At 57.1% G+C, this 23,798-nt stretch carries 26 protein-coding genes and 1 pseudogene; 18 read left to right on the forward strand and 9 right to left on the reverse strand.

Annotated features, from left to right (window positions below; genetic code table 11):
• The 5 genes and pseudogenes from ACEWPJ_RS18285 to ACEWPJ_RS18305 form a co-directional block, all read left to right on the forward strand.
• Positions 1–668, forward strand: a 668-nt coding sequence (locus ACEWPJ_RS18285) for an MBL fold metallo-hydrolase (protein WP_238373423.1), incomplete at its 5' end; no start/stop codon positions are given.
• Positions 669–757: 89 nt separating this feature from the next.
• Positions 758–1,453: a hypothetical protein gene (locus ACEWPJ_RS18290; protein WP_416514438.1), complete on the forward strand. Its 696-nt coding sequence runs from the start codon at positions 758–760 to the stop codon at positions 1,451–1,453.
• Between the two features lie 51 nt (positions 1,454–1,504).
• Positions 1,505–1,696 carry a hypothetical protein gene (locus ACEWPJ_RS18295; protein WP_416514439.1) on the forward strand — a complete coding sequence of 64 codons (192 nt, stop codon included), beginning with the start codon at positions 1,505–1,507 and terminating at the stop codon, positions 1,694–1,696.
• 702 nt (positions 1,697–2,398) lie between these two features.
• Positions 2,399–4,033 carry a Mu transposase C-terminal domain-containing protein gene (locus ACEWPJ_RS18300; protein ID WP_416514441.1) on the forward strand — a complete coding sequence of 545 codons (1,635 nt, stop codon included), beginning with the start codon at positions 2,399–2,401 and terminating at the stop codon, positions 4,031–4,033.
• Positions 4,034–4,118: 85 nt separating this feature from the next.
• Positions 4,119–4,586 (forward strand): annotated as a pseudogene (locus ACEWPJ_RS18305) (TniB family NTP-binding protein); the annotation flags it as partial.
• A 94-nt stretch (positions 4,587–4,680) separates the two neighbouring features.
• Here the strand turns inward: ACEWPJ_RS18305 and ACEWPJ_RS18310 are convergent.
• Positions 4,681–5,079, reverse strand: a complete 399-nt coding sequence (locus ACEWPJ_RS18310; RefSeq protein ID WP_416514472.1) for a hypothetical protein — start codon at positions 5,077–5,079, stop codon at positions 4,681–4,683.
• Between the two features lie 234 nt (positions 5,080–5,313).
• Here ACEWPJ_RS18310 and ACEWPJ_RS18315 point away from each other — a divergent pair, with 234 nt between their 5' ends.
• Positions 5,314–5,568 (forward strand): SHOCT domain-containing protein, encoded by a 255-nt coding sequence (locus ACEWPJ_RS18315; protein WP_416514443.1) that lies wholly within the window; start codon positions 5,314–5,316, stop codon positions 5,566–5,568.
• 109 nt (positions 5,569–5,677) lie between these two features.
• A complete protein-coding gene (locus tag ACEWPJ_RS18320; protein ID WP_416514466.1) occupies positions 5,678–6,166 on the forward strand; it encodes a disulfide bond formation protein B in 489 nt (162 codons plus the stop codon).
• Here ACEWPJ_RS18320 and ACEWPJ_RS18325 read toward each other — a convergent pair.
• Positions 6,163–6,804 (reverse strand): hypothetical protein, encoded by a 642-nt coding sequence (locus ACEWPJ_RS18325; RefSeq protein ID WP_416514445.1) that lies wholly within the window; start codon positions 6,802–6,804, stop codon positions 6,163–6,165. The genes ACEWPJ_RS18320 and ACEWPJ_RS18325 overlap by 4 nt on opposite strands.
• 265 nt (positions 6,805–7,069) lie before the next feature.
• On the opposite strand from ACEWPJ_RS18325, the gene ACEWPJ_RS18330 reads away from it, so the two are divergent.
• Positions 7,070–7,732 carry a L,D-transpeptidase gene (locus ACEWPJ_RS18330; RefSeq protein WP_416514447.1) on the forward strand — a complete coding sequence of 221 codons (663 nt, stop codon included), beginning with the start codon at positions 7,070–7,072 and terminating at the stop codon, positions 7,730–7,732.
• Positions 7,733–7,770: 38 nt separating this feature from the next.
• Here ACEWPJ_RS18330 and ACEWPJ_RS18335 read toward each other — a convergent pair whose 3' ends face one another.
• Positions 7,771–8,040, reverse strand: coding sequence for a hypothetical protein (locus ACEWPJ_RS18335; RefSeq protein ID WP_416514449.1), 270 nt, complete (start codon positions 8,038–8,040; stop codon positions 7,771–7,773).
• Between the two features lie 462 nt (positions 8,041–8,502).
• Here ACEWPJ_RS18335 and ACEWPJ_RS18340 point away from each other — a divergent pair, with 462 nt between their 5' ends.
• The 3 genes from ACEWPJ_RS18340 to ACEWPJ_RS18350 all read left to right on the forward strand — a co-directional run bounded on the left by ACEWPJ_RS18340 (position 8,503) and on the right by ACEWPJ_RS18350 (position 12,786).
• A complete protein-coding gene (locus tag ACEWPJ_RS18340; RefSeq protein WP_271421738.1) occupies positions 8,503–8,928 on the forward strand; it encodes a TRAP transporter small permease subunit in 426 nt (141 codons plus the stop codon).
• Positions 8,925–10,262 (forward strand): TRAP transporter large permease, encoded by a 1,338-nt coding sequence (locus tag ACEWPJ_RS18345; protein ID WP_416514451.1) that lies wholly within the window; start codon positions 8,925–8,927, stop codon positions 10,260–10,262. The genes ACEWPJ_RS18340 and ACEWPJ_RS18345 overlap by 4 nt, the downstream gene beginning before the upstream one ends.
• 181 nt (positions 10,263–10,443) lie before the next feature.
• Complete coding sequence (locus ACEWPJ_RS18350; protein WP_416514453.1) at positions 10,444–12,786, forward strand: heavy metal translocating P-type ATPase; 2,343 nt, start codon at positions 10,444–10,446, stop codon at positions 12,784–12,786.
• A 291-nt stretch (positions 12,787–13,077) separates the two neighbouring features.
• Here ACEWPJ_RS18350 and ACEWPJ_RS18355 read toward each other — a convergent pair whose 3' ends face one another.
• Positions 13,078–13,428: an ArsR/SmtB family transcription factor gene (locus ACEWPJ_RS18355; RefSeq protein WP_416514454.1), complete on the reverse strand. Its 351-nt coding sequence runs from the start codon at positions 13,426–13,428 to the stop codon at positions 13,078–13,080.
• Positions 13,429–13,484: 56 nt separating this feature from the next.
• On the opposite strand from ACEWPJ_RS18355, the gene ACEWPJ_RS18360 reads away from it, so the two are divergent.
• The 6 genes from ACEWPJ_RS18360 (at position 13,485) to ACEWPJ_RS18385 (ending at position 18,600) form a co-directional block, all read left to right on the forward strand.
• Entirely contained in the window at positions 13,485–14,333 is an 849-nt protein-coding gene (locus ACEWPJ_RS18360) for a cation transporter (protein WP_037207713.1), read from the forward strand.
• Positions 14,330–14,839 (forward strand): signal peptidase II, encoded by a 510-nt coding sequence (gene lspA / locus ACEWPJ_RS18365; protein WP_058314162.1) that lies wholly within the window; start codon positions 14,330–14,332, stop codon positions 14,837–14,839. The genes ACEWPJ_RS18360 and lspA overlap by 4 nt, the downstream gene beginning before the upstream one ends.
• Positions 14,840–14,876: 37 nt before the next feature.
• Positions 14,877–15,398, forward strand: coding sequence for a TRAP transporter small permease subunit (locus ACEWPJ_RS18370; protein ID WP_232279250.1), 522 nt, complete (start codon positions 14,877–14,879; stop codon positions 15,396–15,398).
• Positions 15,399–15,414: 16 nt separating this feature from the next.
• Entirely contained in the window at positions 15,415–16,761 is a 1,347-nt protein-coding gene (locus ACEWPJ_RS18375; protein WP_416514468.1) for a TRAP transporter large permease, read from the forward strand.
• Positions 16,762–17,045: 284 nt separating this feature from the next.
• A complete protein-coding gene (locus ACEWPJ_RS18380; protein ID WP_416514456.1) occupies positions 17,046–17,960 on the forward strand; it encodes a cation diffusion facilitator family transporter in 915 nt (304 codons plus the stop codon).
• 130 nt (positions 17,961–18,090) lie between these two features.
• A complete protein-coding gene (locus tag ACEWPJ_RS18385; RefSeq protein ID WP_037207704.1) occupies positions 18,091–18,600 on the forward strand; it encodes a L,D-transpeptidase family protein in 510 nt (169 codons plus the stop codon).
• A 32-nt stretch (positions 18,601–18,632) separates the two neighbouring features.
• Here ACEWPJ_RS18385 and phnE read toward each other — a convergent pair whose 3' ends face one another.
• From phnE to ACEWPJ_RS18405, 4 genes are read right to left on the reverse strand one after another with little or no spacing between them, the layout of a single operon-like run.
• Positions 18,633–19,391 carry a phosphonate ABC transporter, permease protein PhnE gene (gene phnE, locus ACEWPJ_RS18390; protein WP_416514458.1) on the reverse strand — a complete coding sequence of 253 codons (759 nt, stop codon included), beginning with the start codon at positions 19,389–19,391 and terminating at the stop codon, positions 18,633–18,635.
• Entirely contained in the window at positions 19,391–20,173 is a 783-nt protein-coding gene (locus tag ACEWPJ_RS18395) for a phosphonate ABC transporter ATP-binding protein (RefSeq protein WP_416514460.1), read from the reverse strand. The genes phnE and ACEWPJ_RS18395 overlap by 1 nt, the downstream gene beginning before the upstream one ends.
• Positions 20,173–21,096 carry a phosphate/phosphite/phosphonate ABC transporter substrate-binding protein gene (locus ACEWPJ_RS18400; RefSeq protein ID WP_416514462.1) on the reverse strand — a complete coding sequence of 308 codons (924 nt, stop codon included), beginning with the start codon at positions 21,094–21,096 and terminating at the stop codon, positions 20,173–20,175. Before ACEWPJ_RS18400 ends, ACEWPJ_RS18395 begins: the two co-directional genes overlap by 1 nt.
• Complete coding sequence (locus ACEWPJ_RS18405) at positions 21,045–22,925, reverse strand: cytochrome c peroxidase (protein WP_416514463.1); 1,881 nt, start codon at positions 22,923–22,925, stop codon at positions 21,045–21,047. Before ACEWPJ_RS18405 ends, ACEWPJ_RS18400 begins: the two co-directional genes overlap by 52 nt.
• A 92-nt stretch (positions 22,926–23,017) precedes the next feature.
• Between ACEWPJ_RS18405 and mntR the strand changes: the two genes are divergently transcribed.
• Positions 23,018–23,479, forward strand: a complete 462-nt coding sequence (gene mntR, locus ACEWPJ_RS18410) for a manganese-binding transcriptional regulator MntR (protein ID WP_416514470.1) — start codon at positions 23,018–23,020, stop codon at positions 23,477–23,479.
• 39 nt (positions 23,480–23,518) lie between these two features.
• Here the strand turns inward: mntR and ACEWPJ_RS18415 are convergent.
• The coding region (locus tag ACEWPJ_RS18415) for a DUF411 domain-containing protein (RefSeq protein WP_416514464.1) at positions 23,519–23,798 on the reverse strand (280 nt) is incomplete at its 5' end.

Genomic DNA, 23,798 nt, shown 5'->3' on the forward strand with positions numbered 1-23,798 from the left:
TCCTCCCAAACAGGATGAATCACAATCAGCCTCCAAAAGGAATCCCTCACGATTCAGGTTTTTCTAGAAACGCTTTAGTGTCACACCACCATTCCGATCATTTCGGTGCCGTGCCGGGATTACGCGAACGGACAGGTCTGCCCGTTTATGTTTCGCGTGCCTTTCCAGACGATGCATTTCAACCCGACGGGTTTTTGGAAGACGGGCAAAGGATTGCCGGTCTTACTGTCCTTCACACACCCGGTCACGCGAGCGATCACCTCTGCTTTGCGAGGCTGGATGGAGTGTTATTCACGGGCGACCACGTGATGAGTTGGAACAGTTCGATCGTCAGCCCCCCTGACGGCAACATGCGTGATTACTGCGACCAGCTTCAACGGCTTATTGATCGCGACGATAGGATCTGCCTGCCGGGTCACGGGCCCGTACTCCAGGATCCGCGCCCTTACATCGAACAGTTACTTGCCAACCGGATGCGCCGCGAGACCCAGATCCTCAAGCATCTCCTAAATACTTCCGATACAGTCCAGAATATCGCCGCTTCAGTCTACAAGAAATCTGACCTGCATATTGCAATGGCCGCCGAAAGGAATGTTGTGGCTCATTTACAGAAACTGCTTTCTGAATCGCGAGTGGCTCAGGAAAAAGGGATCTGGAGGGTAAATTAACATAAACTTCATTATGCGGTTTTATACTTAGTGTTGCGATAGTATATTTTCGTATGTATGCTGGGCTCCTCTCATAGAGGTTTCGCAGCATGCACTATCTGATCAAGAAGTTCCTCCCCTCGATCGCTGTCGCTTTGACTGTGGCAAGCTTTTCGCTGCTGGCACCCGCCCGCGCGCAGACCTACCCGATCGATTGCGCGATCCTCTTGTGTCTGTCTGGCGGCTGGCCCGCTTCTGTCCCTTGCGCCCGAGCCCGCGCCGAGTTCATCCGACGGATTACGCCTTGGCCAGTGGAACCGCCGCTGCAAATCTGGCGCTGTCCCATGGGCGCGTCCTATGAGAGCGATCGGCAATTAAACAACGCTGACCGCATCATTGAAGTCTTGTACCGGACCGACAGCCGTCGACCGCTCCAATCCTTGCCATTAGATAATCTCGTTCCTACCGACCTCGCCCTGCGGCTCGTTCAGGATCGCTCGGACATCGATATCAGCGGGCCAGAGTTCAATTTCGTGCGGTCCATCCGCGTCTTCGATGTAAGGTATGCACGACAGCACGAATCCGGGCGCGATGGGGATTGTAACCGAAGCGCGACCGTGGTCCTCGGCACCTATGGGACCCAAGGCGATTTCTCGTGGCAGCGATCTTCCATAACTGCCCTGCCCGACGCCCATGTGGGACTTGAACGTTGGGGCCAGAATTGCCCGGGTATCTATCACCGATCTGTCTTCGTCGATTGGCGTGACTATGAGGGCAACTACGGCTTCGAACAGGTGAACTACTAGCGCTGACAAAGACAGCGGTGCGATCAAACTGCGGAAATTTGAGCGTGCCGAGTGCTCAAACACCAGCCGTTCGCTGCTGTCGGTGGCAAGGTCCGAAGAGCGGACTTTGCTGACATTGGATTTTCGATCTTCGCTATCGCAGCATCTCCTTGCCATCCCAAAGCGATGGTTTCTGCAGCGCAGCGCAGCGCATTTTCCGTTTCTGGTCATTCTTTGCCGCGCAAAACGGTGAAGTTCCAGTAGCCTTTTCTCTGAGGTCAGCGTTGATAGATGAACCACTGGCAAGTCGGTCGTTGATTGATTGCCAGCAAAGTCCAATCTGCAGCGCTTCAAGTGACTCTGCTAGAGCGAGAAGAGAGGTTCCCCTAGTTTTCAAGACACGTGACTTTAACAGTTTCTGCCGTTTGATTGCGAAGCCAACAGGCGACAGCATGTCGTTTTGGTGTGCTTGCGTTATGGTTCTCAGGACATCTTAACGAACTCACACACGTCCCATCTGGCATGGTCGCGGATCTCCAATGGGAGCATCTCATATGTCGTTGTCCTCATCCACGGACATGTTTCTTTTGAGCAATCGGGTTTCCGGGGCGGGGTCCGCAACCCCCTCCTTTAGCGCCGTCGCTTCGGACCGCGATGCTCTCTTCACCACGCAAACCCACCAGCGTCATGCAGACCACCCAATAAGGCCCACAGGTGCTGATCCGGGACAAATGGGGTTCTTTGCACTTGAGTAGCGTTGGAGCCGACCGCTTTCTGCAGCACTCCTGATGTGCAGCACTTGGTCCGAGAGATTTGTTCGTGTCGCGTAGCCCTAAATTGTGAGATGAGAAGTCCAACGAAATCAACGGCTGTGCTTTGCCCTTAAATATGAGATTTTGCCTTTAATTCCGATATTTTTGCCCTTAACCCTGAGACAGGGTTCACAGGCATGTGCGGCAAATATCGATGGATGATGATCGCGAAGACTCCGTTGCCGCTGGTGCTGAGGAGGCGCGCAGGGCGGCCGTTCTGCGTCCGCTTGTTCATGCATATCTCAAAGGAACTGGCAGTCTGGAAAGTGGCATCAATGACGCTGTTTGGGAGCTTGGTGTCAGCAGGGCGACGGTCTGGCGCTGGATAAAGCGGCTGGCGGAAGAGGGTGGGCGTACCAGCGCCCTGGCTCCGCGGAAACGAGGCCGCCCGACCGGTACGACCTTGATATCTAGTAAGGTCGAAGCGGTGATCGAAGAGCATCTTCGCCGCTATTTCTTGCGCCGGGAGCGCTCCAGCCTGTCGCGTGTTGTGACTGAGATCCGCAGCGCCTGCTGGCAAAAAGGCTTGCAGCCGCCGACACGGCGGACGGTTCAGCGTCGTCTGGATGCGATGGATACCCGCGAAGTTGCGAAGGCACGAGAGGGCGCAAAGGCGGCCCGCCAGAAATTTGCGCCGGTCACAGGTGAGAACAAGGCCAGTCAGCCTCTCGAGATCGTGCAAATCGACCATACGCCTGCGGACATCATTCTCGTCGACAGTTTTGAGCGCCAACCAATTGGCCGGCCTTGGGTCACGCTGGCGATCGACATCGCAACGCGGATGGTAACTGGATACTACACCTCTCTGGAGGCTCCTTCGCGATTGACAGTGGCGCTTTGCCTGACACAGGCTGTGGCCCCCAAGGCGGAACTTCTGGCGGAATTGGCGTGCAATATTCCTTGGCCCGCACAAGGCAAACCGCTCAGCCTCCACGTCGACAATGGCCGCGATTTCCGGTCGCATGCCTTTCGGTCGGCATGTGCGGAATGGGGGATCGATCTGGTCTATCGGCCGCCAGGCAGTCCTCATTTCGGAGGGCACATCGAACGATTGATCGGCACGATGATGGGGGCCGTGCACCTGTTGCCTGGAACAACGCAATCCTCGGTCGCGGCCAAGGGCGACTACGATGCCGAAGGCATGGCCGCGATGACTTTAGGCGAATTTGATCGCTGGTTTGCCCTGGAAATCTGCCGCTACAACAACAGCATTCATTCAAGTCTTGGCTGTACGCCCGTCGCCAAATGGGAGGTGCTCTCAGAGGAAATGATGGGCGACATCCCCTTCGAGATGGAAGCCTTTCGGGTAAGCTTCTTGCCGAGCGAACTGCGCAAGGTCAGGCGTGACGGCATCCATCTGTTCCAGATACGGTACTGGTCGGATGCGCTTGCAGGCCACATTGGGCGCGGGGATGGGAAGGTGGTCGTTCGCTACGACCCTCGCGATATCTCAATGATCTGGGTCGAATTGGACGATGGCCGATATGTTGAGGCGCGTTACAGAAACTTGGAAATTCCGCCCGTGCCGCTCTGGGAATATCGCGAAGCCATGAGGAAGGCCCGTGCCCTTGGCAAATCCGGGTCCAATGAGCTGGTCCTGGCTGAGCTGATCCGACAGCAACGCCAGATCGAGTTTGAAAGCCGGGGCCTGACGAAGGCCGAACGCCGATCCCGTGAAAGAAAAGGGACATTGGAGGGCACCAACTCGGCTGTCTCGAAAACCGAAGGGCTGCGCCCGATCGACACGGGTGATACATCGCGCCCATTGTTCAAAGTGGAGAGATGGTGAATTGAGGGCAGGGACAACAGAGGAAGACGGTCGGATCGCCCTCATTCAATCGGATATCTGGATTGGCTTTCCGCGGGCGGAACAGGTGTTGGAACGCTTGCAGGGCATGATCGAAGCGCCACGACAAACCCGTATGCCTGGGCTTCTTGTGCATGGCGCCTCCGGGATCGGAAAGACGATGATCGCCCGAAACCTGTCGCGCAAGTACGCACCAGAATACGATCCGGCGTCGGGCATCACCCGCACACCGCTTCTGCTGTTGCAAGCGCCACCCGCACCTGATGAACGGCGGTTTTACCTGCACATCCTGGCCGCCGTCGGCGCCCCGGCGACGGCACTGAGCGCCCGCGCTCAAAATGTGGCTTCCCTAGAGGTCCGTGTCATTGCGCTCTTGCGTGACCTTGGCCTGCGGATGATCATGATCGACGAGGTTCACAACCTCTTGGCCGGGACCCACCGCGAACAGCGCCGCTTTCTCAATGTTCTGCGGTATCTCAGCAATGAACTCGAAGTGTCGCTGGTCTGCCTCGGGGTCAGCGAAGCCGTGGATGCTATCCGTGGTGATATCCAGCTTGCCAGGCGGTTGGATGAACATCACCTGCCGAACTGGCGCGACGATGCCGAGTTCTCGGACATGATCCAGACACTCATCGCGGCAATGCCCCTCGAGAAGAAATCCAATCTTCATTCGGCATCGAATTTGTCATCTCCGCCAGCCGCTTGGTTTGAACGCGGCAGTATGGGCAGTAGTAATCTGAGAATGAGGCCATCGGCACTCTGGCCGCGCTTGTCTCGAGGTCACCATAGAGCGCGCCGCAGATATTGTCTGAAACACGTTCGAAAGCGGCTTCCTTGCGCGCGACAATCTCGGCACCCTCTGGTGTGTCTAGCCCCACAAAGAGATCAAACCCGCCCGACGTATCGCCCGCGACATACTTTCGGAAGCCGATTGGGTTTTCGAGCGGCTCGAGCTCCAATTTTTCTGGCAGAAGGGAGGGCACGGTGCGCAAGGCTGCATATCCCGCAACAATCGCGCCGAGCGTCAAAAGGGTCGATCGCTTTTTGGAATCCATGCCACGCCCTTCGTTACTCCATGCCGCAGTCTGCGTATCGTCAAGTCATGGCGCTGGTCAACATTACAAACTGATACAATTCTCGCCGTGAAATCAGGATGTTGAGAAGGTATAAATTATGACATCGCTGTCGCGCGACAAGCAGTGCAGGTGGAGAAGACTATGTACCGATTAGGAATACTTGCAGCTTTATTCGCTACACCGGCCTTGGCCGACCCGGATGGCTACGGCCACATGTCCGGCTGGGGATATGGAATGGGCATGATGTTCGGTCCGATCCTCTGGATCATCGTCTTGGGTCTGGTGGTCGCAGGTATCATTTGGTTCGTTCGCGGCTCTGGCGTTGGAGACCAAAGACCGGGAAAATCTGATGCCATAAGCGCACTCGACCTGCGTTTCGCCAAGGGTGAGATCGACGCAGACGACTATGCCGCCAGGAAAAAGCTGCTGACCGACACATAGCCACGCAGGGCGAAAAACGGGGAGGGAAGACCTCGTCACTCTCTCAAACAGGCTGAGCCCCACATCCAACTGAATGGAAGTAGCACAAGTGACCGGCAAACAACTTGGCATGCTCGCTGCCGGAGGATCCGCTGTCCTCCTGCTGGCCGCACTTGTTTTTCAGGCGCTTGGCTATGCACCTTGCGCGATGTGCATCTGGCAAAGATATCCGCATGGCGTGGCAATTGCTGTCGGCGCGCTCCTGGCCGTCGGATTGTCACCCGTAGGTCTCATGGTCATCGGTGCTGCAGCCGCGGCTACCACGTCCGCCATTGGCGTTTATCACACCGGTGTCGAACGAGACTGGTGGCAGGGTCCGACATCTTGCACGGGATCGGGATTGGATCTGTCGAACCTTTCCGGATCGGACCTCCTTCCGTCGGCATCATCAGGTCCATCAACTCTGGTGATGTGTGACGATGTCGCATGGGAATTTCTCACTCTGTCAATGGCCAGTTGGAACGCCTTGTGGAGCGCTGCTCTCGTCGGGCTATGGCTCCTCGCATTCGCTCGAGAATGGCAAAATCGCCAGGCTCAGAGTACGTATTCGGTCACCTAGCCTTGCCAGTAGGCAATAGTTTCGGCGACGACCGTCAGTAACGCTACCGAAAGCCCAAAGCTCAGTATTGCAAGAATGGTCACGCCAACATTCCGTGGGCCAAGTCTGACGTATGGCCGTAGGGCCTGGGACTGCTTGATTGTTGTGACGTACAGCGGCAGCGCACTCACCATCGTGGCGTAGAGATAAACACCCGAGATGTTTTGAAAGAAAGCAGAGCGCGCAAGCGTCGGCGCGACAACGCTCAAAGCCGTTTTGCGACTACCACCAAACGACCCGAACCAATCCGCCGAAAATGTGTAGATTAGGGTGTGCAGTGCGAGAAACAGAAAGACCCGAACCCCGATATCCACCAATACAAACATGCTTGGATCGCGGTGATGCCCCGTGCGCTGTTGCGCAACGGCAAATAGGAAGAAGCTCACATAGTTGATGACAAAGACGACCGGCAGACCGTTAGTTGCAACCTGTCTAAGAAACCGCCCAAGCGCGGGACCCCCTCCAAGCAATGCTGAACCAAAACCCGGGGCGAGGAAGACATAGAGACAGACAACTGGAACCAGCGCTGCGAGGCTGAACAACAGGACGTTTCTCACGAAATGAACACCTGGCATATCCGTGGAAAAGTATCGTTCCATGTGGCTAGGCTGACATAGCGATCACAGCAAGTCGACCTGCATGCATCTGGCTTTGAGAAGGGACAGTTATCACTCGTGACTGGCATGCTTCGTCTGGTCCACCGGAAATGTCTGCATGGCGCGCTTCGAGATGCTGCCGACGTTACACAAGCGCGTGTGAAACAGACTTTCTTCTTGAATTACCAGTACATGTAGAATGTACCATCGGCTGAACGGAGCGCGCCGCGAGCTCGCCAATTGACAAAGAAAACCGGAATTGGACCAAATGCTTACGAGGCGACATTTCATCGTGACCGGTACGGCGCTGTTCTCAACGCCGATCGCATCTCCAGTGCTTGCAGACACTTGGCCGACGGCGTCGCAAAAAGCGGCCTGGGATGCGCAGGTGACGCCTGCGAATTTCGATCTCGAGACCTCGAACCCTTGGGGTCTGCAACCGCGTTTCCTGCCGCGTCGGGTTGAAGCGCGAGCTGGTCTGACGGCCGGAGACATCCATGTCGATGCAGTGGCACGGTATCTCTATCATATTGAAGAGGGCGGGACAGCGATGCGCTATGGCGTGGCAATTGCCCGCGGCAATCTTTACGAGCCGGGGACCTACACGATCCGACGCAAGGTTGAGTGGCCGCATTGGACGCCAACCAAGTCCATGATCGAACGCAATCCGGAATACGCCGAATTCGAAGATGGCCAGGAACCCGGACCAAGGAACGCCCTTGGATCACGCGCACTCTACCTCTTTGTGGGGCAGAGGGACACCTATCTGCGTATCCACGGCACACCGCAGGCACGATCCATTGGCGGACGCGCCAGTTCGGGATGTGTCCGCATGGTCATGGCGCATATCAATGAGCTTTATCCCCGAGTCGCCATCGGTTCGACCGCATTTCTCTACTCGGCTGAAGAAAGCGTCACCGCGCGCAGCTAGTTTTCAGCTTAGCGGATGGGCCTGTTTAGTCTCTAAAGCTACGCGGCCGTTTTGACGCAGATCGGATTGCCGCCAGCTGTCCTGAGCGGCAAGAGCGTGTCCTCGACCGGCCCGGAATGCATGTACCAGTAACAATTGTCTTCCGGGCGTAGCCGCGCGGTCGCGATGTCCTGGTTCGGAGCAGCAAGTGCCGCTACTTGTTCCGGGACCGGCGGGAACGATGCCGAACCCTGTGAATTCGAGAGAGATTCCGAACAGGCCCCAAGCGCCAAACCGATAGAAAGAAGAACTGCGCTTCGCTTGTACATAAACTGACTGTCCTGCTGGTTTGAATTCTCAGATGCATCTTTCTCGCATCCAGCCGCATGTGGCGCAATGCAACGGCAGGACTAAAGGCGAATTTCCGGAGAAAAGTGGCCAAAAATCAATGGTTTTTCCCCGAAGCAGGCGCGACCCTTCGATCTCCGATTTTTGTTTCTCTCAGCCAAAACTTTTTCCTTGAACCTCCAGTTGCTAGAGGGCGTATGCAAGACACTTCAACGTGACTTTGAGAAAACATGATGCGGCTTGATGTCACTTACTAAAGGTGTGGTCACGCAAGGATGCTGTCCCATCGGACGAAGAATTCTGGTGCAAAGCGCAACGCAGTTCGCAGACGCAACGAGGGCCCGTGGGAGAAACAAGAAATGATTGTAAGAATTGAGAGATTTCTACGCCTCGTTGGCATAGCCGCAGCCTGCATACTTATCCCCGCTCAGATACTTGTCTCATTGAGCTATCTGACCGGTCGCCGGATTATCCACTTTGGCACGACACCACTGCAGGAACTTGAGTGGCACATCTTCCTGGCACTCATCTTTCTTTCGTTCGGCCCAGTTTACCTGGCCAATCGCCATGTTCGCATCGATGTATTCAGGGAACGGTTTTCCGAGCGAACACGCGCTTATGTTGAACTCATCGGTATCTTCTTTGCCCTCATCCCATTCGCGCTGGCATTGACATATTTCGGTGCAAGCTTTGCCTGGAAGGCTTACCTAGTCGACGAAGGGTCCCGCGCAGCGCTTGGTCTGCCCAATCGTTGGATTATCAAATCGATGATACCAATAGGCGGGCTTTTAATGCTGCTGGCTGGGCTCGTCAAAGCAAAACAAAGCCTGTCAACTCTTCGCGGGACAGCGGTAGGGACGGGCGCATGATCGAACTATTGCCTCTTTTCATGATCCTCTCGCTTGTTGTGTTTCTTTTTTCAGGCTACCCGGTAGCCTTGGTCCTGACCGGCGTGACAACGGTTTTTACGGCGCTCGCCATTGGGCTGGACCTCATGTCGGTCGCCAAGCTGCAGCTGTTTACCTTAAGGTCTTTTGCGTTACTGGCAGACAGCTTGATTTTTCCGGCTGTGGTACCCCTGATTTTGATGGGCGTGATACTTGCACGCAGCGGACAAATCGAGAGTTTTATGGGAACACTCTCGCATCTCTTGCGCCGAGTGCCAGGTAGTCTTCCAATAACAGTCCTAGTCGTCGGTATCTTGATTGCTCCCTCCGCCGGTCTGATTGGCGCTGCGGTCGGCACCCTCACGATTGCAACGCTCCCAACACTCTTGGCGCAGCGATACAGCGCCTCCGTCGCGACAAGTGCCGTTGCAGCAGCCGGGACGCTTGGGGTGATCCTGCCGCCTGCGGTTATGCTGTTTTTCCTGGCTGATCTGGCGGAATTGCCAATCCTGGAGACCTTCACTGGAGTCCTGCTACCGGCAGGATTGTTGTTCGCACTCTATGTAGTGTATTTTGTCATCCGGGGTCGGTCCGCCCCCGCGGAAGTACAGATACCCCAACCGACGCGGCTGACACTTAAGTCCATGATCAGCATCTTGGGGCCTATTTTTATTGTTGGCGCCGTACTAGCATCCATCGCAACCGGGTGGGCAACGCCAACGCAATCGGGGGCCATCGGCGCGTTTGCCGCATTTTGCATGATGATATTGACGCGCCCGCTGACGTGGAATTTGTACAAGAAAATTTGCGTCGAGACAGCGACAATCGTCGCCATGGTTTTCCTGATCATCCTTGCGGCCAATGCCTTCACACTGGTCTTCCGGATTTTGGACGGTGATGAAATGGTCGAGGGTTTTCTATTTGCTCTCAATCTTGGAACTTGGGGGACACTGCTCTTCGTACTTGCCGTCGTATTTATCCTCGGTTTTTTCATCGACTGGCTGGAGATTGTTGTGATATCACTCCCGCTTTTCATGCCAGTTCTCGTCGACTTGGACTTTTCTCAACACGTAGGTTCCCCGTTGATGATCAACGTCTGGTTGGCGACGTTGTTTGCATTGGTGCTTCAAACATCCTTCGTCACGCCCCCGTTCGGGTTTGCATTGTTTTTTCTGCGGGGATCCGCACCACCGGGTGTGTCAATGGCAGACATCTATAGAGGTGCAGTTCCAATTGTCGGATTGCAGCTCGTTGTATTGGCGTTGGTTCTCCTTTTCCCCTGGCTTGCTACCGCAATCGCTTCTGGTCTGCGATAAGCAGCAATTTAGAAGACCAAAGCGACTGAAGGTCAGGCCACATAGTGCAGGGGAAAGGAGGTGAGACTTACCCAAGGATACAATAACACAATGAGTAGCGACAAACGTCGCGTTTTCCCTTGAACCTCTAGTTGCTGTAGGTCGTATGAACCCCCCACAGTTTCGAATCCGAGGATAATCCATGCCACATGACGGTGCACAAAACAGTCAGGACCATTCGCCTGCATCCGAGGACACCTGCGACAGCTGCGGCGGCGGAAAGGCCATTGAGCCAACGAAGGTACAAGCCTCGGATGGTCGCAGCTTCCATGTCAGCGGTCTGGATTGCGCCGAAGAGGTGTCCATCCTGAACCGGGTCGTCGGACCCGCGGTCGGTGGCACGGAGTACCTCGCATTTGACGTCATCAATGCGCGAATGACAGTTCTGGATGGCGGAGAGAACCCGTCCTCAGACAAGATCATTGATGTTGTTGCAACTACCGGGATGACGGCCAAACCATGGGATGCCGAAGACGCCAGCGCAGATCAGGCCGCACATCTGAAGAAACAAAAACTGTTCACTATGCTCAGTGGCGGCTTCTGGGCTGCGGGTTTTCTGTACCACATCGTCGAAACAGGATTTGAAGGCGCAATCGGTTTGTTCTCCGGTCATGGCGAAGCGCCGATGCCCATGGCTGAAGCAGGACTGTTCGCGATAGCTATCCTTTTTGGCGTCTGGCTGGTCGCACCCAAAGCATGGTCGTCGGCGCGCCGGCTCTCTCCTGACATGAATCTGTTAATGGTGGTGGCTGTGGCTGGTGCCATCGGGCTTGGCGAGTTTTTCGAGGCCGCAACGGTAGCCTTCTTCTTTTCGCTCTCGCTGTATCTTGAAAGCTGGAGTGTCGGGCGGGCGCGCAATGCTGTCTCCGCGCTGCTCGACCTTGCACCTCCAACAGTCCGGGTGCTCGATGATGATGGTTCGGAAGCCGACGTTCCCGCTGCGGCGGTGGCTGTTGGCGCACGGTTCGTCGTACGTGGCGGGGATCGTATTCCTCTCGATGGAGAAGTTGTCGACGGGGCAGGGGCCGTCGATCAGGCGCCCATCACGGGCGAGAGCGCACTGGTGCCGAAAGAAGCAGGCGATGATGTCTACGCAGGCACGATCAATGGCGAGGGCACTCTGACCGTGCGGGCTACCAAGCTTGCCACTGACACGGTGTTGTCCAAGATTATCCGCATGGTAGGCGATGCCCATTCGCGCCGTGCCGAGGTCGAACAATGGGTAACAAAGTTTGCCCGCATCTACACACCGGTTGTGATGGTGCTCGCCATGCTTATTGCCTTTGTCCCCCCGCTTGTCGCGGGCGGTGACTGGGGCTTCTGGTTCTACAACGCGCTGGTTCTGCTGGTCATCGCCTGCCCGTGCGCCCTGGTGATCTCCACGCCGGTCTCTATCGTCGCCTCCCTTGCCGCCTCGGCGCGCAACGGCGTGCTGATCAAGGGCGGGGCCTATGTCGAAGCGCCCGGTCGCACCACTGCACTGGCCATGGACAAGACCGGCACGATCACGATGGGGGAACCTGAGGTTGCGGCCATATACCCGCTCGGCGGAACAACCGAGCGCGATCTGATGGCACGGGCCGTTGCCCTCGAGGCGCGCTCGTCGCATCCGCTCGCACGAGCCATCCTGGGCCGGGCGGAACAGGATGGGATGCAAGTCGTCGCCGCCGAAGATACCCGTACAGTGCCTGGACGCGGTCTTGAGGGCGAGCTTGATGGCCAATTGATCTGGTTGGGTTCGGACCGGTTTGCCGAGGAAAAGGGCCTTGGCGGAGACATCCCGACAGACCTGCGCGATCGGATCGAAGGGGCGGGGAGCACGCTGGTTGCCATAGGCGATGCCAATGGAGTGAGCGGTGTGCTGGAACTGCGCGACCGGATCCGGCCCGATGCCAAGGGGATCGTTGCTCGTCTGCATGCGCAGGGGGTCAAGAAGATCGTGATGCTTACCGGCGACAACGCGGCAACAGCAAGGGCGGTTGCCGCTGAAGTGGGGATCGACGAGGTGCGCGCCGAACTCCTGCCCGAGGACAAGGTCACCGCCATTGAGGAACTGGTGACACAGTACGGAACTGTCGCGATGATCGGGGATGGTGTGAATGATGCGCCGGCGATGGCACGCGCGCATTACGGCATCGCTATGGGAGCCGTGGGATCGGACGCCGCAATTGAAACGGCCGATATCGCGCTGATGACAGACGACATTGGCAAAGTGCCATGGCTGATCGGGCATTCCCGCCGAACCATGGCAATTATCAAGCAGAACATCGGGCTGTCTCTTGCGACCAAGGCCGCATTCGTGGTGGCAACAGCCTTCGGCATGGCCTCGATGTGGGGCGCGATCGCGGCCGATGTCGGCGTTTCCCTTCTCGTTGTCGCCAACGCCTTGCGGCTGCTGCGGGCGCGCGAAGGCGATACTGGGCCGCGTGGCGGACAGCAAATTGGAACAGAAATGGCAAAAGGCACGCTGGCGCATGGTCACTAACACAATGGCTGGCGAGAATCCGTGAGAAAGGGCGGCTTGTGACTTATCGATTTGATTGACCGTTGGGTGCCGGCTATTGCCCCTCGGTCAATAGAGCCCTGACCGACCAAAGCGTCAATTGGGTCAGCGGTAGCTAGAGTTCGGTCTGTCCCAAACTACCGACCTTATCGTACCCTGAACCGGCAAGGGCAAAAAACCTGCCAAATCCTCAAGGGTTTTGCCGGGGTTTTGTCCAGACTAAGTAATTGACCTGGCATGGGGTGGGTTAGGGCAGGGCAGCAAAAAGGTCGCTTATGTCCCGCGATAATTGTCACAAGCATCAACACCTTCTGCGACCACATCGAGAAGGACGTCCACATCATTCAAAAGAGCTGTAATGCGCGGGCTGCTGATACGGTAGCGGATGAAACGTCCATCACGGTCGCTGGCGACAAGCCCACAATCCAGAAGACACCGGAGATGGTTGGAGACATTTGGTTGCGATAACTTCGTACAAGTCACAATCTCATGAACGGCCAACGGCGCATCGCATAAGGCGTCGAGAATCGCGAGGCGGCTTGGGTCCGCAAAACCGCGAAACAGCTTCGCTCTTCGCTCAATAGCGGTTGTCCCACTATTGCAGCAGGCGACAATTTGATCCATATCACTACTCACTGATATATTATTTCTTTTCCCACTTTAGCAGGAGAACTGCGATCATGGCCAACGCAGAAAGCGCGATAGCAGATATCCCATCCTTCCGTTACCGCGTTTCCGGTATGGATTGCGCCAAGGATGCCGCCCAGATCGAGCGGGCGGCGCAATCTGCAGGTATCGCGCCTGACGCCGTGAAAGTGTCTACTGCAACGCACATAATGACTTTGACAGCTCCCGAAGCGCGCTTGCCGGAAATTGAAAAAGCCGTCGAGACAACAGGGTATGGGTTTGACCGCATCGAAAGCGACGAAGATATTCAGCAAGGTGCGGCCCATCAGGACCCTGGCTATCGCCGCGCGCTCTGGATCGTTGTGATCCTGAATGTTGGTTATGGCGTTCTTGAAATGATCGGCGGGTTCATTGCCGGATCACAGGCCGTGAAGGCCGACGCGTTGGATTTCATCGGCGACGGCGCAATCACCTTCCTCGGCCTGTTGGCCATCGGCTGGAGCCTCGCTTGGCGAGCGCGGTCGGCCCTGATCCAGGGCATCTTCCTCGGCCTGCTTGGTCTTGGAGTCTTTGGCACGACCATCATAAGGGCATTCGAGCCGACAACCCCAGACGCCACTTTGATGGGGATTCTGGGCCTGATTGCTCTTGTGATAAATGTCATCTCCGTGCTGCCGTTGCTGCGGTACCGCAAGGGCGACGCGAACATGCGCGCTGTCTGGCTGTTCTCGCGCAACGACGCCATCGGCAACGCCGCAGTCGTTATCGCCGCCGGGCTGGTGGTTTGGCTAGGCAGCGCATGGCCCGATCTCATCGTAGCCTTCGGGATCGCCGGACTGTTCCTGCACTCGTCATGGGCGATCATCCGCGACGCGCGGGCCGATCTGAAGGCGGTGGCATGAACAGCCGCGTTCTCGGTGGGCTTTGCGCCATCGCCGCGTTTGGTGTTGATCAGGGCACCAAGGCTCTTGCCCTGAACTCCCCGGCGCTTGAGAACGGGGTCGAGGTTCTGCCCTTTCTCAACCTCGTGCGGGTTTTGAACGATGGGGTCAGCTTCGGTATGCTCGGCGGGGTCGTACCCTGGTGGGGTCTGGTCGCACTTGCTGCCGTGGTCGTGGCATGGCTGCTGATCTGGCTGTGGAAGGCTCCGGACAGGCTGACAGGTGCGGCGCTCGGTCTGATCATCGGAGGCGCGCTTGGCAATATCCTTGACCGTCTGCGCTATCAGGCCGTCCCTGACTTTCTCGACTTCCATTACGGGTCATACCACTGGCCGTCCTTCAACTTGGCTGACGTGGCGATCTTTTGTGGGGCAGCATTGCTGTTCTGGGACAGCTTTCGCACCTCGAAAGTCAGGCCGGAAAATCGGGAACAAGACAATCGCAAGGGAGATGTCACGGGGGGATAACAGCTAACAGGCAAAGAACTTTGGGAGGGAATTCGGCTTGAGATTTTTGGATTGGATTGACCGTGGCATTCGCGGCATCGGCGTCGTGACTGCGTGGCTGACAGTTGTTTCGATTGCTGCTTATGGCGCGCTTCAGATGCTGGATCGCAAGCTACAACTTGGCGTGTCGAGCTATTTGCCGGACCTGTCCACGTCACTGCTGTTCATCCTAATTTTCTTGACCTTTGGGTATACCTATCTGCGCGACGGTCACGTGCGCGTTGATGTTCTTCGCAGACATTGGTCCGCCCGCCGCATTGCTTGGATCGAACTGATTGGCGGCCTTTTTGTCCTTCTGCCGCTCGCCGCCATCCTGACCTACTACGGATGGGACGGTTTGATGCGCACCACGAAATACGCGGAAACCCAGTTGTGGGCACAACGCATTGCCGGGGTCATCGGCCCCATCTTGCTGGCTCTTGCCGGGATGATCGTAGCCCTTCGCAACATCGCCTTTCTGACAGGGAGACGTGCGCAAGGTGCACCGGAACAAGCAAGCGGCCTGCACAATGGTGAATGAGGTCCTCACGGTTGCCATGCTTGTCGTGATGGCGATTGGGGTTTTCAGTGGCTTTCCGGTGGCGCTGGTGCTCGCGGGGACAGGCTTCTTGGGGTTTGTCGCTGCGGTTTGGGTGGGGATCACTGATTTTCAGCATCTGGGGCTGATCTACCTGCGGGCCCGTGGTGTACTGACCAATGAATCAGTCCAATTCACCAGCGTTCCAATGTTGATTTTTCTTGGCCTGATCCTGAATGCCAGCGGGATTGCCGAAACCATGTTTCGCTTGCTGGGGCGTCTTCTGACAGGCGTTCCCGGTCGCTACGCCATTGCGACTTTGCTGATCGGCCTCGTTCTTGCGCCCGCCGCCGGGGTGATCGGTGCTTCCGTCATAACTGTGGCGTTGGTGGCCTATGCCCCGATGATGGCGTCGGGCTACGCACCGCGAACCGCAGGAGGCGCTGTCGCAGCTTCTGGAGCATTGGGTGTCGTGTTCCCGCCAGCCGTGATGCTGTTCTTCATCTCGAACGTGTTCTATCTGCGCATCGGATTGATGTATGTGGCCCTCATCGTACCTGTGCTTCTGATGGTCATGGCCTTCGCGGTCTACTTTGCGGTCACCTTGAGAAAAACGGTCGAAATCCCGCTGGACACACCCAAGACCAATCTTGTGTCAGACCTCTTGTTTGTACTCGCGTCTGTCGCGGTCATCGCATCCATTCCGCTCAGCATCATTCTGGGCTTTGCGACACTAACAGAGGCGGCTGGAGTAGGGGTTTTTGGCGCGCTATTGGTCGCGCTGGCGCGAAAGCGCTTGTCTTTCTCATCGTTGAACTCTGTCACGGTGCAGACAAGCACGATGACGTCGATGGTCTTCTTCATCGTATTGGGCGCATCGGTATTCTCGCTCAGTTTCCACCTGGTCGGTGGACCGGACGTCATCTTCGAGTGGATATCCGCATTCGATCTCACCCGGTGGGAACTGTTGGCGATCCTCCTTGGCGTGATCATCATACTTGGGTTTGTTTTTGACTGGATCGAGGTGCTGCTGGTCTTTGTACCCGTACTGATGCCGATTATTTCAGAGCTCGACTTCGCAGATCACGTCGGCTCTGCCTACTTTGCGCAGATCTGGATCGCTGGCCTGATTGCGTTGGCCTTGCAAACGTCCTTCCTGACGCCTCCTTTCGGCTATGCCCTGTTTTTTGCTAAGATGGCGGCACCGAAGGGTATCAACCTATCCGATATCTATCGCGGAGCGGTACCTCTTGTTGCCATTGAGATTGTATTGATCGTGGCGCTGATCTCGTTTCCTCAGCTTATCACTTGGCTGCCTGAGATGGCCCTTGGGACCGCAGATATGCCGCAGCTGATACAGCGGTGACAGATGTTGCATACTTTGGGTATCGGCTGTGATTGATCCTATTGGGAGCGAAATTGCTTGAACCTCTAGTTGCTAGAGGTTGTAGCATGTGTGTTGAGCTGTGGAGGAGCTAGACTTGCGATAGCAATCTCGCCTGTTTCAAAGATCTTCTGATCGTGTCCTAGAGAGAGTGACAAGAGAAGTAGAGCGTCTCCTGCGTTGCAAGAAGAGCATCGACGCAAGGAGATCAGCGGCAGTATTTTTGGTCGAGCAGAGTGCTCGGCCGGACAAGGTTTGGCCGGTACATGAAGAGCGATAAGCAAATCGAAGTGTTCGCGGGCGTCGCCAGTTGTCAGAGGCAAGCGCGATGGAACAAGTGGTTGTACTTGCCGATTGCCTTGGCGTTGTCTGTCGGCAGCCTTTTTTCTGGAAGCCTTGCCCTTATTGCCATCGCATTGCTCTACGCTTCGGACGTGGTCGAGTTGTTGATGAGTTCAGCGGCGACTAGGCTGACACGACGTCAGAAAGAGGACCGCGTTGTTCTAGGATATGGGCGATTGGAAATTGCGACAGAGTTGGCGAATTGTGTTGCCGTGGTACTGCTATCCGCTTCGGTCATTTACCACGGCGTTATGCGCCTAAATTCCCCTCATCTGGCGCAAGGCTGGATCATAGTGGTGCTCGTCTCTGTCTTGATAGGGATTGAGTTACTGGTGTTCTCGAAACCGGCACCAACATCGTGGCGCCGACGTAAAATCGGCACATCACCGCCCCTATGGTCAGACCGTTTAGCGTTCTTGCTACCAGTTCTCGCTGGCGGCGTAGCTATTTTGTTGCTTGGTTCCGGGCGAACTGACACGATTATTGCAGTTTTATTGTCCGGCGCGCTTCTTTGGTTCGCCCTCCGCGGTATTGGGGAGGCGCTTAGATCGTCGCTGCTTGGAGCGCCATCAAACCTGGATGCGGCAGATGTTGTGCAACAAATAATTTCCGTAGAAGGGGTGCAAGATATTCATCATCTACACTTCTGGCGGCTCCCGGAACAGAGACTGGCCATCGACGCTCATGTCGTTGTCACAGTACCGAATTGGCCTAAAGCCGAAGCCATCGGGGATCACATCGAAGCAATTCTAATCCATAAGTTCGGAGTAGAACACAGCACCCTCGAGATGGAAACGCCGGACAGGGAGCTGGATTCTTGCCATGTTTACGGCACTTGAGCTTGTTGACATTCATGCACGCCCGCAGCAGTTGGAAAGTCTTTCGCTCGCTGGCAACGGTTGATCCAAAATCAACTTTTTAATATTCTTGCCTTAATCAATTAGTCCGAAAAAGGGGCATCGAGCAGTGATGATTGACAGACTTCCGAGACGTTTCTTTCTCTTGGGTGGCGTGGCGGCCTTTCTCTCGGGATGCGCCAGCAAGTTTCGCTCGTACAACGGTCCAGAAGTGACGCGCGTGCGCCTCTACAAGTCGCAAAGACTGCTGGTGCTTGATGGCACGGAGGGCGTTTTGCGCACCTATCCGGTTGGCTTGGGGTTCGCGCCGGAAGGACACAAGCAATTCGAGGGCGATGGACGCACGCCTGAAGGTGCGTACACCATCGACCGCCGCAATCCGGACAGCCTGTTTCATCTGTCTGTCGGAATTTCCTATCCGAACGAGGAGGACATCGCCTTTGCTGAAGCGCAGGGCAAATCTCCTGGCGGTGATATCTTCATCCATGGCGGTCCCCGAAAGGGCATCGACCCGATGAACAAGCGGGACTGGACGGCTGGATGCATCTCGGTCACCGATCGGCAGGTCGAAGATGTCTATGCAATGGTGCGCGATGGGACACCTATCGAGATTTATGCCTAGCAGCTTCTGAGACTCACTGAAGCTCAACCGGATCAGGCAAATCGGCGGCGCAGCGCAACATTGATCCCTTCAATGGCGATCACCATGATGACCACTGCAATCGTCACGCTCGCCGCCTTATCGTATTGGAACGAGCGCACATAGGTCTGAATGTAGAACCCGATCCCGCCAGCCCCGACGATGCCAAGGATCAGCGACTCTCGCAGGTTCAACTCGAACCGAAAGATCGTGTCGCGGGCCACGACCGGGGCCATTTGCGGCCAGATCGCATAGCGCAAACGCAACAATGGCCCGGCTCCGGCACTCTCCAAAGCGGCAATCGGAGCACGGGACACGCCATCAATCGCTTCGGCGTAGAATTTGGCCAGCATGCCTGTCGCGTGAAACGCCACCGCTATGATGCCGGGCAATGGCCCCAGCCCAACCGCGCCCACCATCAACATCGCCACCAGGATCAGCGGGATCGCGCGGATAAATGCCAGGACGGTGCGGACAGGTCGGTGCACCGCTGCGGACACCATCGTCTCCGAGGCGAGAATGCCAAGCGGAACGGAAAAGATCACGGCACCGAGAGTGCCGAAGATCGCGATCCGCAGCGTCTCGGCGCTCCCCTTCCAGATCTCGTCCATAATGGTCGGATCCGGCGGGAACATGCGTCCAAGGAAATCCGCAATGCGAGGGCCTGCAGACAGCAGTCGGGACAGTTCGACATCGGTGGTGATCAGCGACCACAGCACCACACCGGCAACCAACAGCCCGGCCCAGAACCTGCCCAGATCGCGCGACCGCATCAGCTTACGACCTTGAGCCGTGCGCCGGATGCCGGGTCTGTATCATCATAGAGCGCCGCCGTCGCGTCATCCGTCAAATCGCGCGTCGCGACATCAAAGACGATCCGACCGTTGCGCATTCCGATGATACGGTCGGCAAAACGCCGTGCCAGTTCCGGTTGATGCGACGAGAACACAGTCGTTGCCCCGCGTGCCTGGGCGGCGCTGGTGAGAAGCGTCAGGATGTCCGCTGCTCTGGACGGATCAAGGTTGCTGACCGGCTCGTCCGCGAAGATCAGCTTAGGCTCTTGTGCGAGACAACGGGCAATTGCCACCCGCTGACGCTGGCCGCCGCTGAGCGAGTCCACGCGCCGGTCTGCGAGGTCCGCGATGCCGCAGTCGGAGAGTGTCGATCGGGCTATGTCCATGCCAGGCTTCGACACATTGCCGAGCAACGCGCGCCAACCGGGCATCCGGCCCAGCCTGCCGTTCAATACGTTGCGCATCACTGTCGACCGTTCGACAAGCGCAAACTCCTGAAAGATGAATCCGGTATCAGCGCGCTTTGCCAAGGGCAGGGCGCGGGTGGGTTCGAATGGCGTGCCAAGGACAGAGACCCGCCCCTGCCAATCGCGCAGCCGTCCGTCCAGCAACGTCAAAAGTGTGGTCTTTCCGGCTCCGGAAGGACCAAGAAGGGCAACGCACTCTCCGGCCGCAATGTTCAGGGATATTTGATCGATGGCGCGCTGCTCAGCACCGTGATGACCGAAGCTCAGATCGTCGATGTGAATGGCGTTCTGCATCATAGTAATCCGAAGCGCTGCGCCATAGTCCGCACACCGTCGAACACCGAAGGGTCGGCTTCGACATAGCCATCCGGGCCGTAGAGATAGCGGAGTTTGTCGCGGTGTTCTGACATGTTGAGCTTCATCATCGCGGCAACGAAGTTCTCGCGAAGCTCCGCGTCCAGTTCGGGACGTGCGATGACGACATGGCTTGGAATGGCATCGCTTTCCGCGATCCAAGTAACCTGAGATTGCTGCTCGGGGGTGAGAAGAAGGTCGGCGTATTGGCTGGCCCCGGCTGCATCGACCAGGCCCTCCGCCATCGCCTGCATTGCCTGTTGGTAGCCACCGGCAAAGAAAATGCGGCCAAAGAAGTCCTCTGCCGCATCCGGGCTGGATACCAGGCCTGCGCGCTCAAACTCGGCCAGGGGGTACATGTATCCCGATTCCGAAATCGGGTCGGCAAAGGCGATGTCGCGACCTTCCAGATCGGCCAGCATCTTGAAGCCGCTGTCACGGCGCACAAAGACGCGGCCCGTATAACTGGGCGTATCGCGGTAGACCTCTGACAAGAGCGGGATGGCACCGATTTCCCTTTCGGCCAGAACGAAGGGTAGGGCACCCATAAAGGAAATATCGGCATCGCCGTTGCGCAATGCTTCGACGGCCGCCGCGTGGTCGATGGTAACGAACCCTTCGACTGGCACACCGATTTCAGACGAAAGCCAGGCGGTGATCGCCTTGATATCGCCCAGAAGCTTGTCGGGGTTCTCCTGCGGTATAAAGGCCAGGCGCAACGGGCCAGACTGCGCCAGAGCAGGCATCGGCTGCGAGACAAGACCGGCCGCTGCGAGAATAAGAAGGTGACGGCGATTCAAGCGAGGCATCATCAAAACGCCTTTTCTTCTATGGCGGCGGCATCCGTCTTGAACAGACTCCAACTCGTTTCCGCGGCCGCCCAGTTCTCTGCCCGAACGGCTGCGCCGACCTCTGCCAAGCGCTCGGCCAGTGCGTAGACCTCGGGCCGCGACGAAAGATTGGCCATCGTGCCTGCATCGGCCGCAAGATCGGCCGCAACCGTGTCGGTCAGGACCAGGATGTGCTGCGCATCGCGTTTCGGTAGAAGCGTGTCGAGCGTCGAGGCAAAGGTCGTGAGTTCGGCGAAGGCCAGACGGAAGGGCGTGTTCGCGGTATCGAAAGCCTCGTATGGCTCATCGGCTGCGCCAACCGTTTCCAGATAGGCGGTCAGGTCCGACCGCTCGGCATCGGTCAGGCCAAGGTTCTTTGTCTCGTCGAACCAATCCACAACACTTGCCAGCGTCGGCAGGGCACCGTCGTGGAAATACGGCGCTGTGTAGAGCGTACCGAGCAAGGTGGGCGTGTCGAGGGCACCTGCATGTGACCCTTCGTAAGCCGCAGCCACCGATCCGATGTCGTGCGATTTGCGATCAAGAAAGTTGCCGGATGGCGTATGGCAGCTGGCACAGGATTGGTTGCCCATTCCGACGAAGGGGCGGTTGAATACCTCTTCGCCACGCCGCGCAGCATCCGGCGCGGCCTCCGTCAACTGGCCGTCGCCGGTGACCAGGGAATTGGGCAGGAAATCGAACTCGGTCATGTAGGCCACGAGTGCGTCCAGCATGAAGGGTGTGGGTTCTTCGCCAGCGAATTCATTGACGATCACGTTGCGGGAGAAATCCCGCAGCGACGCGAAACGACCGTCTCGCCCGTAAGGTCCGGTAAAGCGCAGCCCGCGCAGGCTTGGGATATCGATCGGATCATCGCGGCGGTCGTTGAACATCGGGTTGAAGAAAGCGCCATCCACGTCGACTGCTCCGGGCTGGTGACTGGCACCGGGAATGAAAAATCGCTGATTGATGTCCGAGCGATTGTGACAAGTCGAACAGGCTATGCCCAGATCGCGGGCCGGTCCGCCGAATATCTCGGCACTGTCGAACAGCATGTCACCGTAGGCGATGAGGGGCAGGTCGGTTTCGTCGATCCCCTGCTCCTCGAAATTGAGCACGAGAAGTGGTAGAGGGTCCTGATCGAAGATGTCTGAGCCGGGGGGCAGAGCGGCGGGCAATTCAACCGGCTGTCCGGTTCGGGCAATCGCCTCGGGCACGGCAGTCAGCGTCTGGCGCGGGGCAGGATCCGCGACGAGGTAATTTTCGGCCAGATAGGCTGAAATTTCCGCGCGCGCGGCAGTCATTTCCTCAACATTCCTATCCTTGGCGCCAGCGCCGAGCACGCCTGCTGATCCCGTGGCATTGTTGAGTTCCAACCACGCCCGACCCAGTGTCCGGGCCGCATCAGGGTCCGCGGCTTTGATATGGTCGGCAAACGCGCGGTAAAGCTCCTTGGCAGTAGCCACTGCCTGTTGCGATACCGCCGGGTTGTCGGCAGCAATGGCTGCATCCAGCTCTTCTTCGATTCTCAGCGCGATAAGGCGGGTGGCTGCCACATGAACGGCATGCCGATCCTGCCTGCCAATCGCGTCGGACATATCACCGACATCAATGGCGCTTTCTCGGTCCAGCCAGTCAAGGGCTCCGAGACGATACTCCGATCCGCAATAGGGCTCGGTCCAGGCTTGTTCCACTTTGTCCCACGGGACCGGCGCGAGATTGCCCAGAAACAGCGTCAACCGATAGGCTGCCGCTTCGGGCAGCCAAGGGGCTTCCTTGGCGGGTGTAGCCGAAGAGGGACCAGCCAACACCGAAGCGGTGACAATCGCGTAGAGGATCACGCGCAGGACGTGATGGATCACAGGCGGCTCCATTCAAAAAGTTAGACGTGTCTAACTTATCTACCCAAAGCCAACTTGTTGTCAATCCATCAACCATCGGGCAAAGTCGTCATATGTCGTCCGGCGCATCACAGACGCGTGAAGATTTTACGCCTGTTTCCCGCGATCCCGAAGCCCAGGCCGACGGGTTCGCGCATGTGCGCAATGCCCATGAAAGCGAGATGGCGGAAGACTATGTGGAACTGATCGCGGAATTGATCGAAGCCCATGGAGAGGCGCGACCGGTCGACATCGCGGAACGGCTGGGGGTCAAAGCCCCGACGGTGACCAAGAATATCTCGCGCTTGAAAGTGGCGGGGTTGGTGCATCGAGAAAAGTATCGCTCGATTTTCCTGACCGACAGAGGCCAAGCCCTCGCAGAGGCGTGCAGAAGGCGCCACAGGATCGTGGTCGCGTTTCTGCAAAGCCTCGGAATTGACGAAGTAACGGCCGAGCGTGATGCCGAAGGCATCGAACACCATGTCAGCGACGAAACGCTCGCCGCATTCGAGAAACATATTAATGGGTCGGGTTGATCGCCATTGCGATGAGGTAGGCTTGGCAGGATCTGCCCGTCAGTCGCCAGGATAGCTGGAGAAAACTTCCGTCGATCCATCGTTGTTGATGAGAAACACGTCATAGGCCTCACGCCAGCGGCTCTGGTCCATTCCGGGTGAGCCGAGTGGCATGTCTGGTACGGCAAGGCCTACAGCGTCCGGTCTTTCGCTGAGTAGTCTCCGAATATCTTCCGCTGGCACATGACCTTCAATCACGTAGCCCTCGACCAGGCCCGTGTGACAGGACACCATGCGTTGCGGGACACCGTTGTCGAGCTTGAAGCGGACGAGCAGCCCA

The sequence above is a fragment of the Aliiroseovarius sp. YM-037 genome, assembly GCF_048060095.1.
Classification (GTDB): Bacteria; Pseudomonadota; Alphaproteobacteria; order Rhodobacterales; family Rhodobacteraceae; genus JBLUOA01.

Excerpts from the sequence above, each read along its gene's own strand:
- ACEWPJ_RS18290 (WP_416514438.1), top strand. The coding sequence starts at position 758 with ATGCACTATCTGATCAAGAAGTTCCTCCCCTCGATCGCTGTCGCTTTG.
- ACEWPJ_RS18300 (WP_416514441.1), top strand. The coding sequence starts at position 2,399 with ATGGATGATGATCGCGAAGACTCCGTTGCCGCTGGTGCTGAGGAGGCG.
- ACEWPJ_RS18320 (WP_416514466.1), top strand. The coding sequence starts at position 5,678 with ATGCTCGCTGCCGGAGGATCCGCTGTCCTCCTGCTGGCCGCACTTGTT.
- ACEWPJ_RS18325 (WP_416514445.1), bottom strand. The coding sequence starts at position 6,804 with ATGGAACGATACTTTTCCACGGATATGCCAGGTGTTCATTTCGTGAGA.
- ACEWPJ_RS18330 (WP_416514447.1), top strand. The coding sequence starts at position 7,070 with ATGCTTACGAGGCGACATTTCATCGTGACCGGTACGGCGCTGTTCTCA.
- ACEWPJ_RS18335 (WP_416514449.1), bottom strand. The coding sequence starts at position 8,040 with ATGTACAAGCGAAGCGCAGTTCTTCTTTCTATCGGTTTGGCGCTTGGG.
- ACEWPJ_RS18345 (WP_416514451.1), top strand. The coding sequence starts at position 8,925 with ATGATCGAACTATTGCCTCTTTTCATGATCCTCTCGCTTGTTGTGTTT.
- ACEWPJ_RS18350 (WP_416514453.1), top strand. The coding sequence starts at position 10,444 with ATGCCACATGACGGTGCACAAAACAGTCAGGACCATTCGCCTGCATCC.
- ACEWPJ_RS18355 (WP_416514454.1), bottom strand. The coding sequence starts at position 13,428 with ATGGATCAAATTGTCGCCTGCTGCAATAGTGGGACAACCGCTATTGAG.
- ACEWPJ_RS18360 (WP_037207713.1), top strand. The coding sequence starts at position 13,485 with ATGGCCAACGCAGAAAGCGCGATAGCAGATATCCCATCCTTCCGTTAC.
- lspA (WP_058314162.1), top strand. The coding sequence starts at position 14,330 with ATGAACAGCCGCGTTCTCGGTGGGCTTTGCGCCATCGCCGCGTTTGGT.
- ACEWPJ_RS18375 (WP_416514468.1), top strand. The coding sequence starts at position 15,415 with ATGCTTGTCGTGATGGCGATTGGGGTTTTCAGTGGCTTTCCGGTGGCG.
- ACEWPJ_RS18380 (WP_416514456.1), top strand. The coding sequence starts at position 17,046 with ATGAAGAGCGATAAGCAAATCGAAGTGTTCGCGGGCGTCGCCAGTTGT.
- ACEWPJ_RS18385 (WP_037207704.1), top strand. The coding sequence starts at position 18,091 with ATGATTGACAGACTTCCGAGACGTTTCTTTCTCTTGGGTGGCGTGGCG.
- phnE (WP_416514458.1), bottom strand. The coding sequence starts at position 19,391 with ATGCGGTCGCGCGATCTGGGCAGGTTCTGGGCCGGGCTGTTGGTTGCC.
- ACEWPJ_RS18395 (WP_416514460.1), bottom strand. The coding sequence starts at position 20,173 with ATGCAGAACGCCATTCACATCGACGATCTGAGCTTCGGTCATCACGGT.
- mntR (WP_416514470.1), top strand. The coding sequence starts at position 23,018 with ATGTCGTCCGGCGCATCACAGACGCGTGAAGATTTTACGCCTGTTTCC.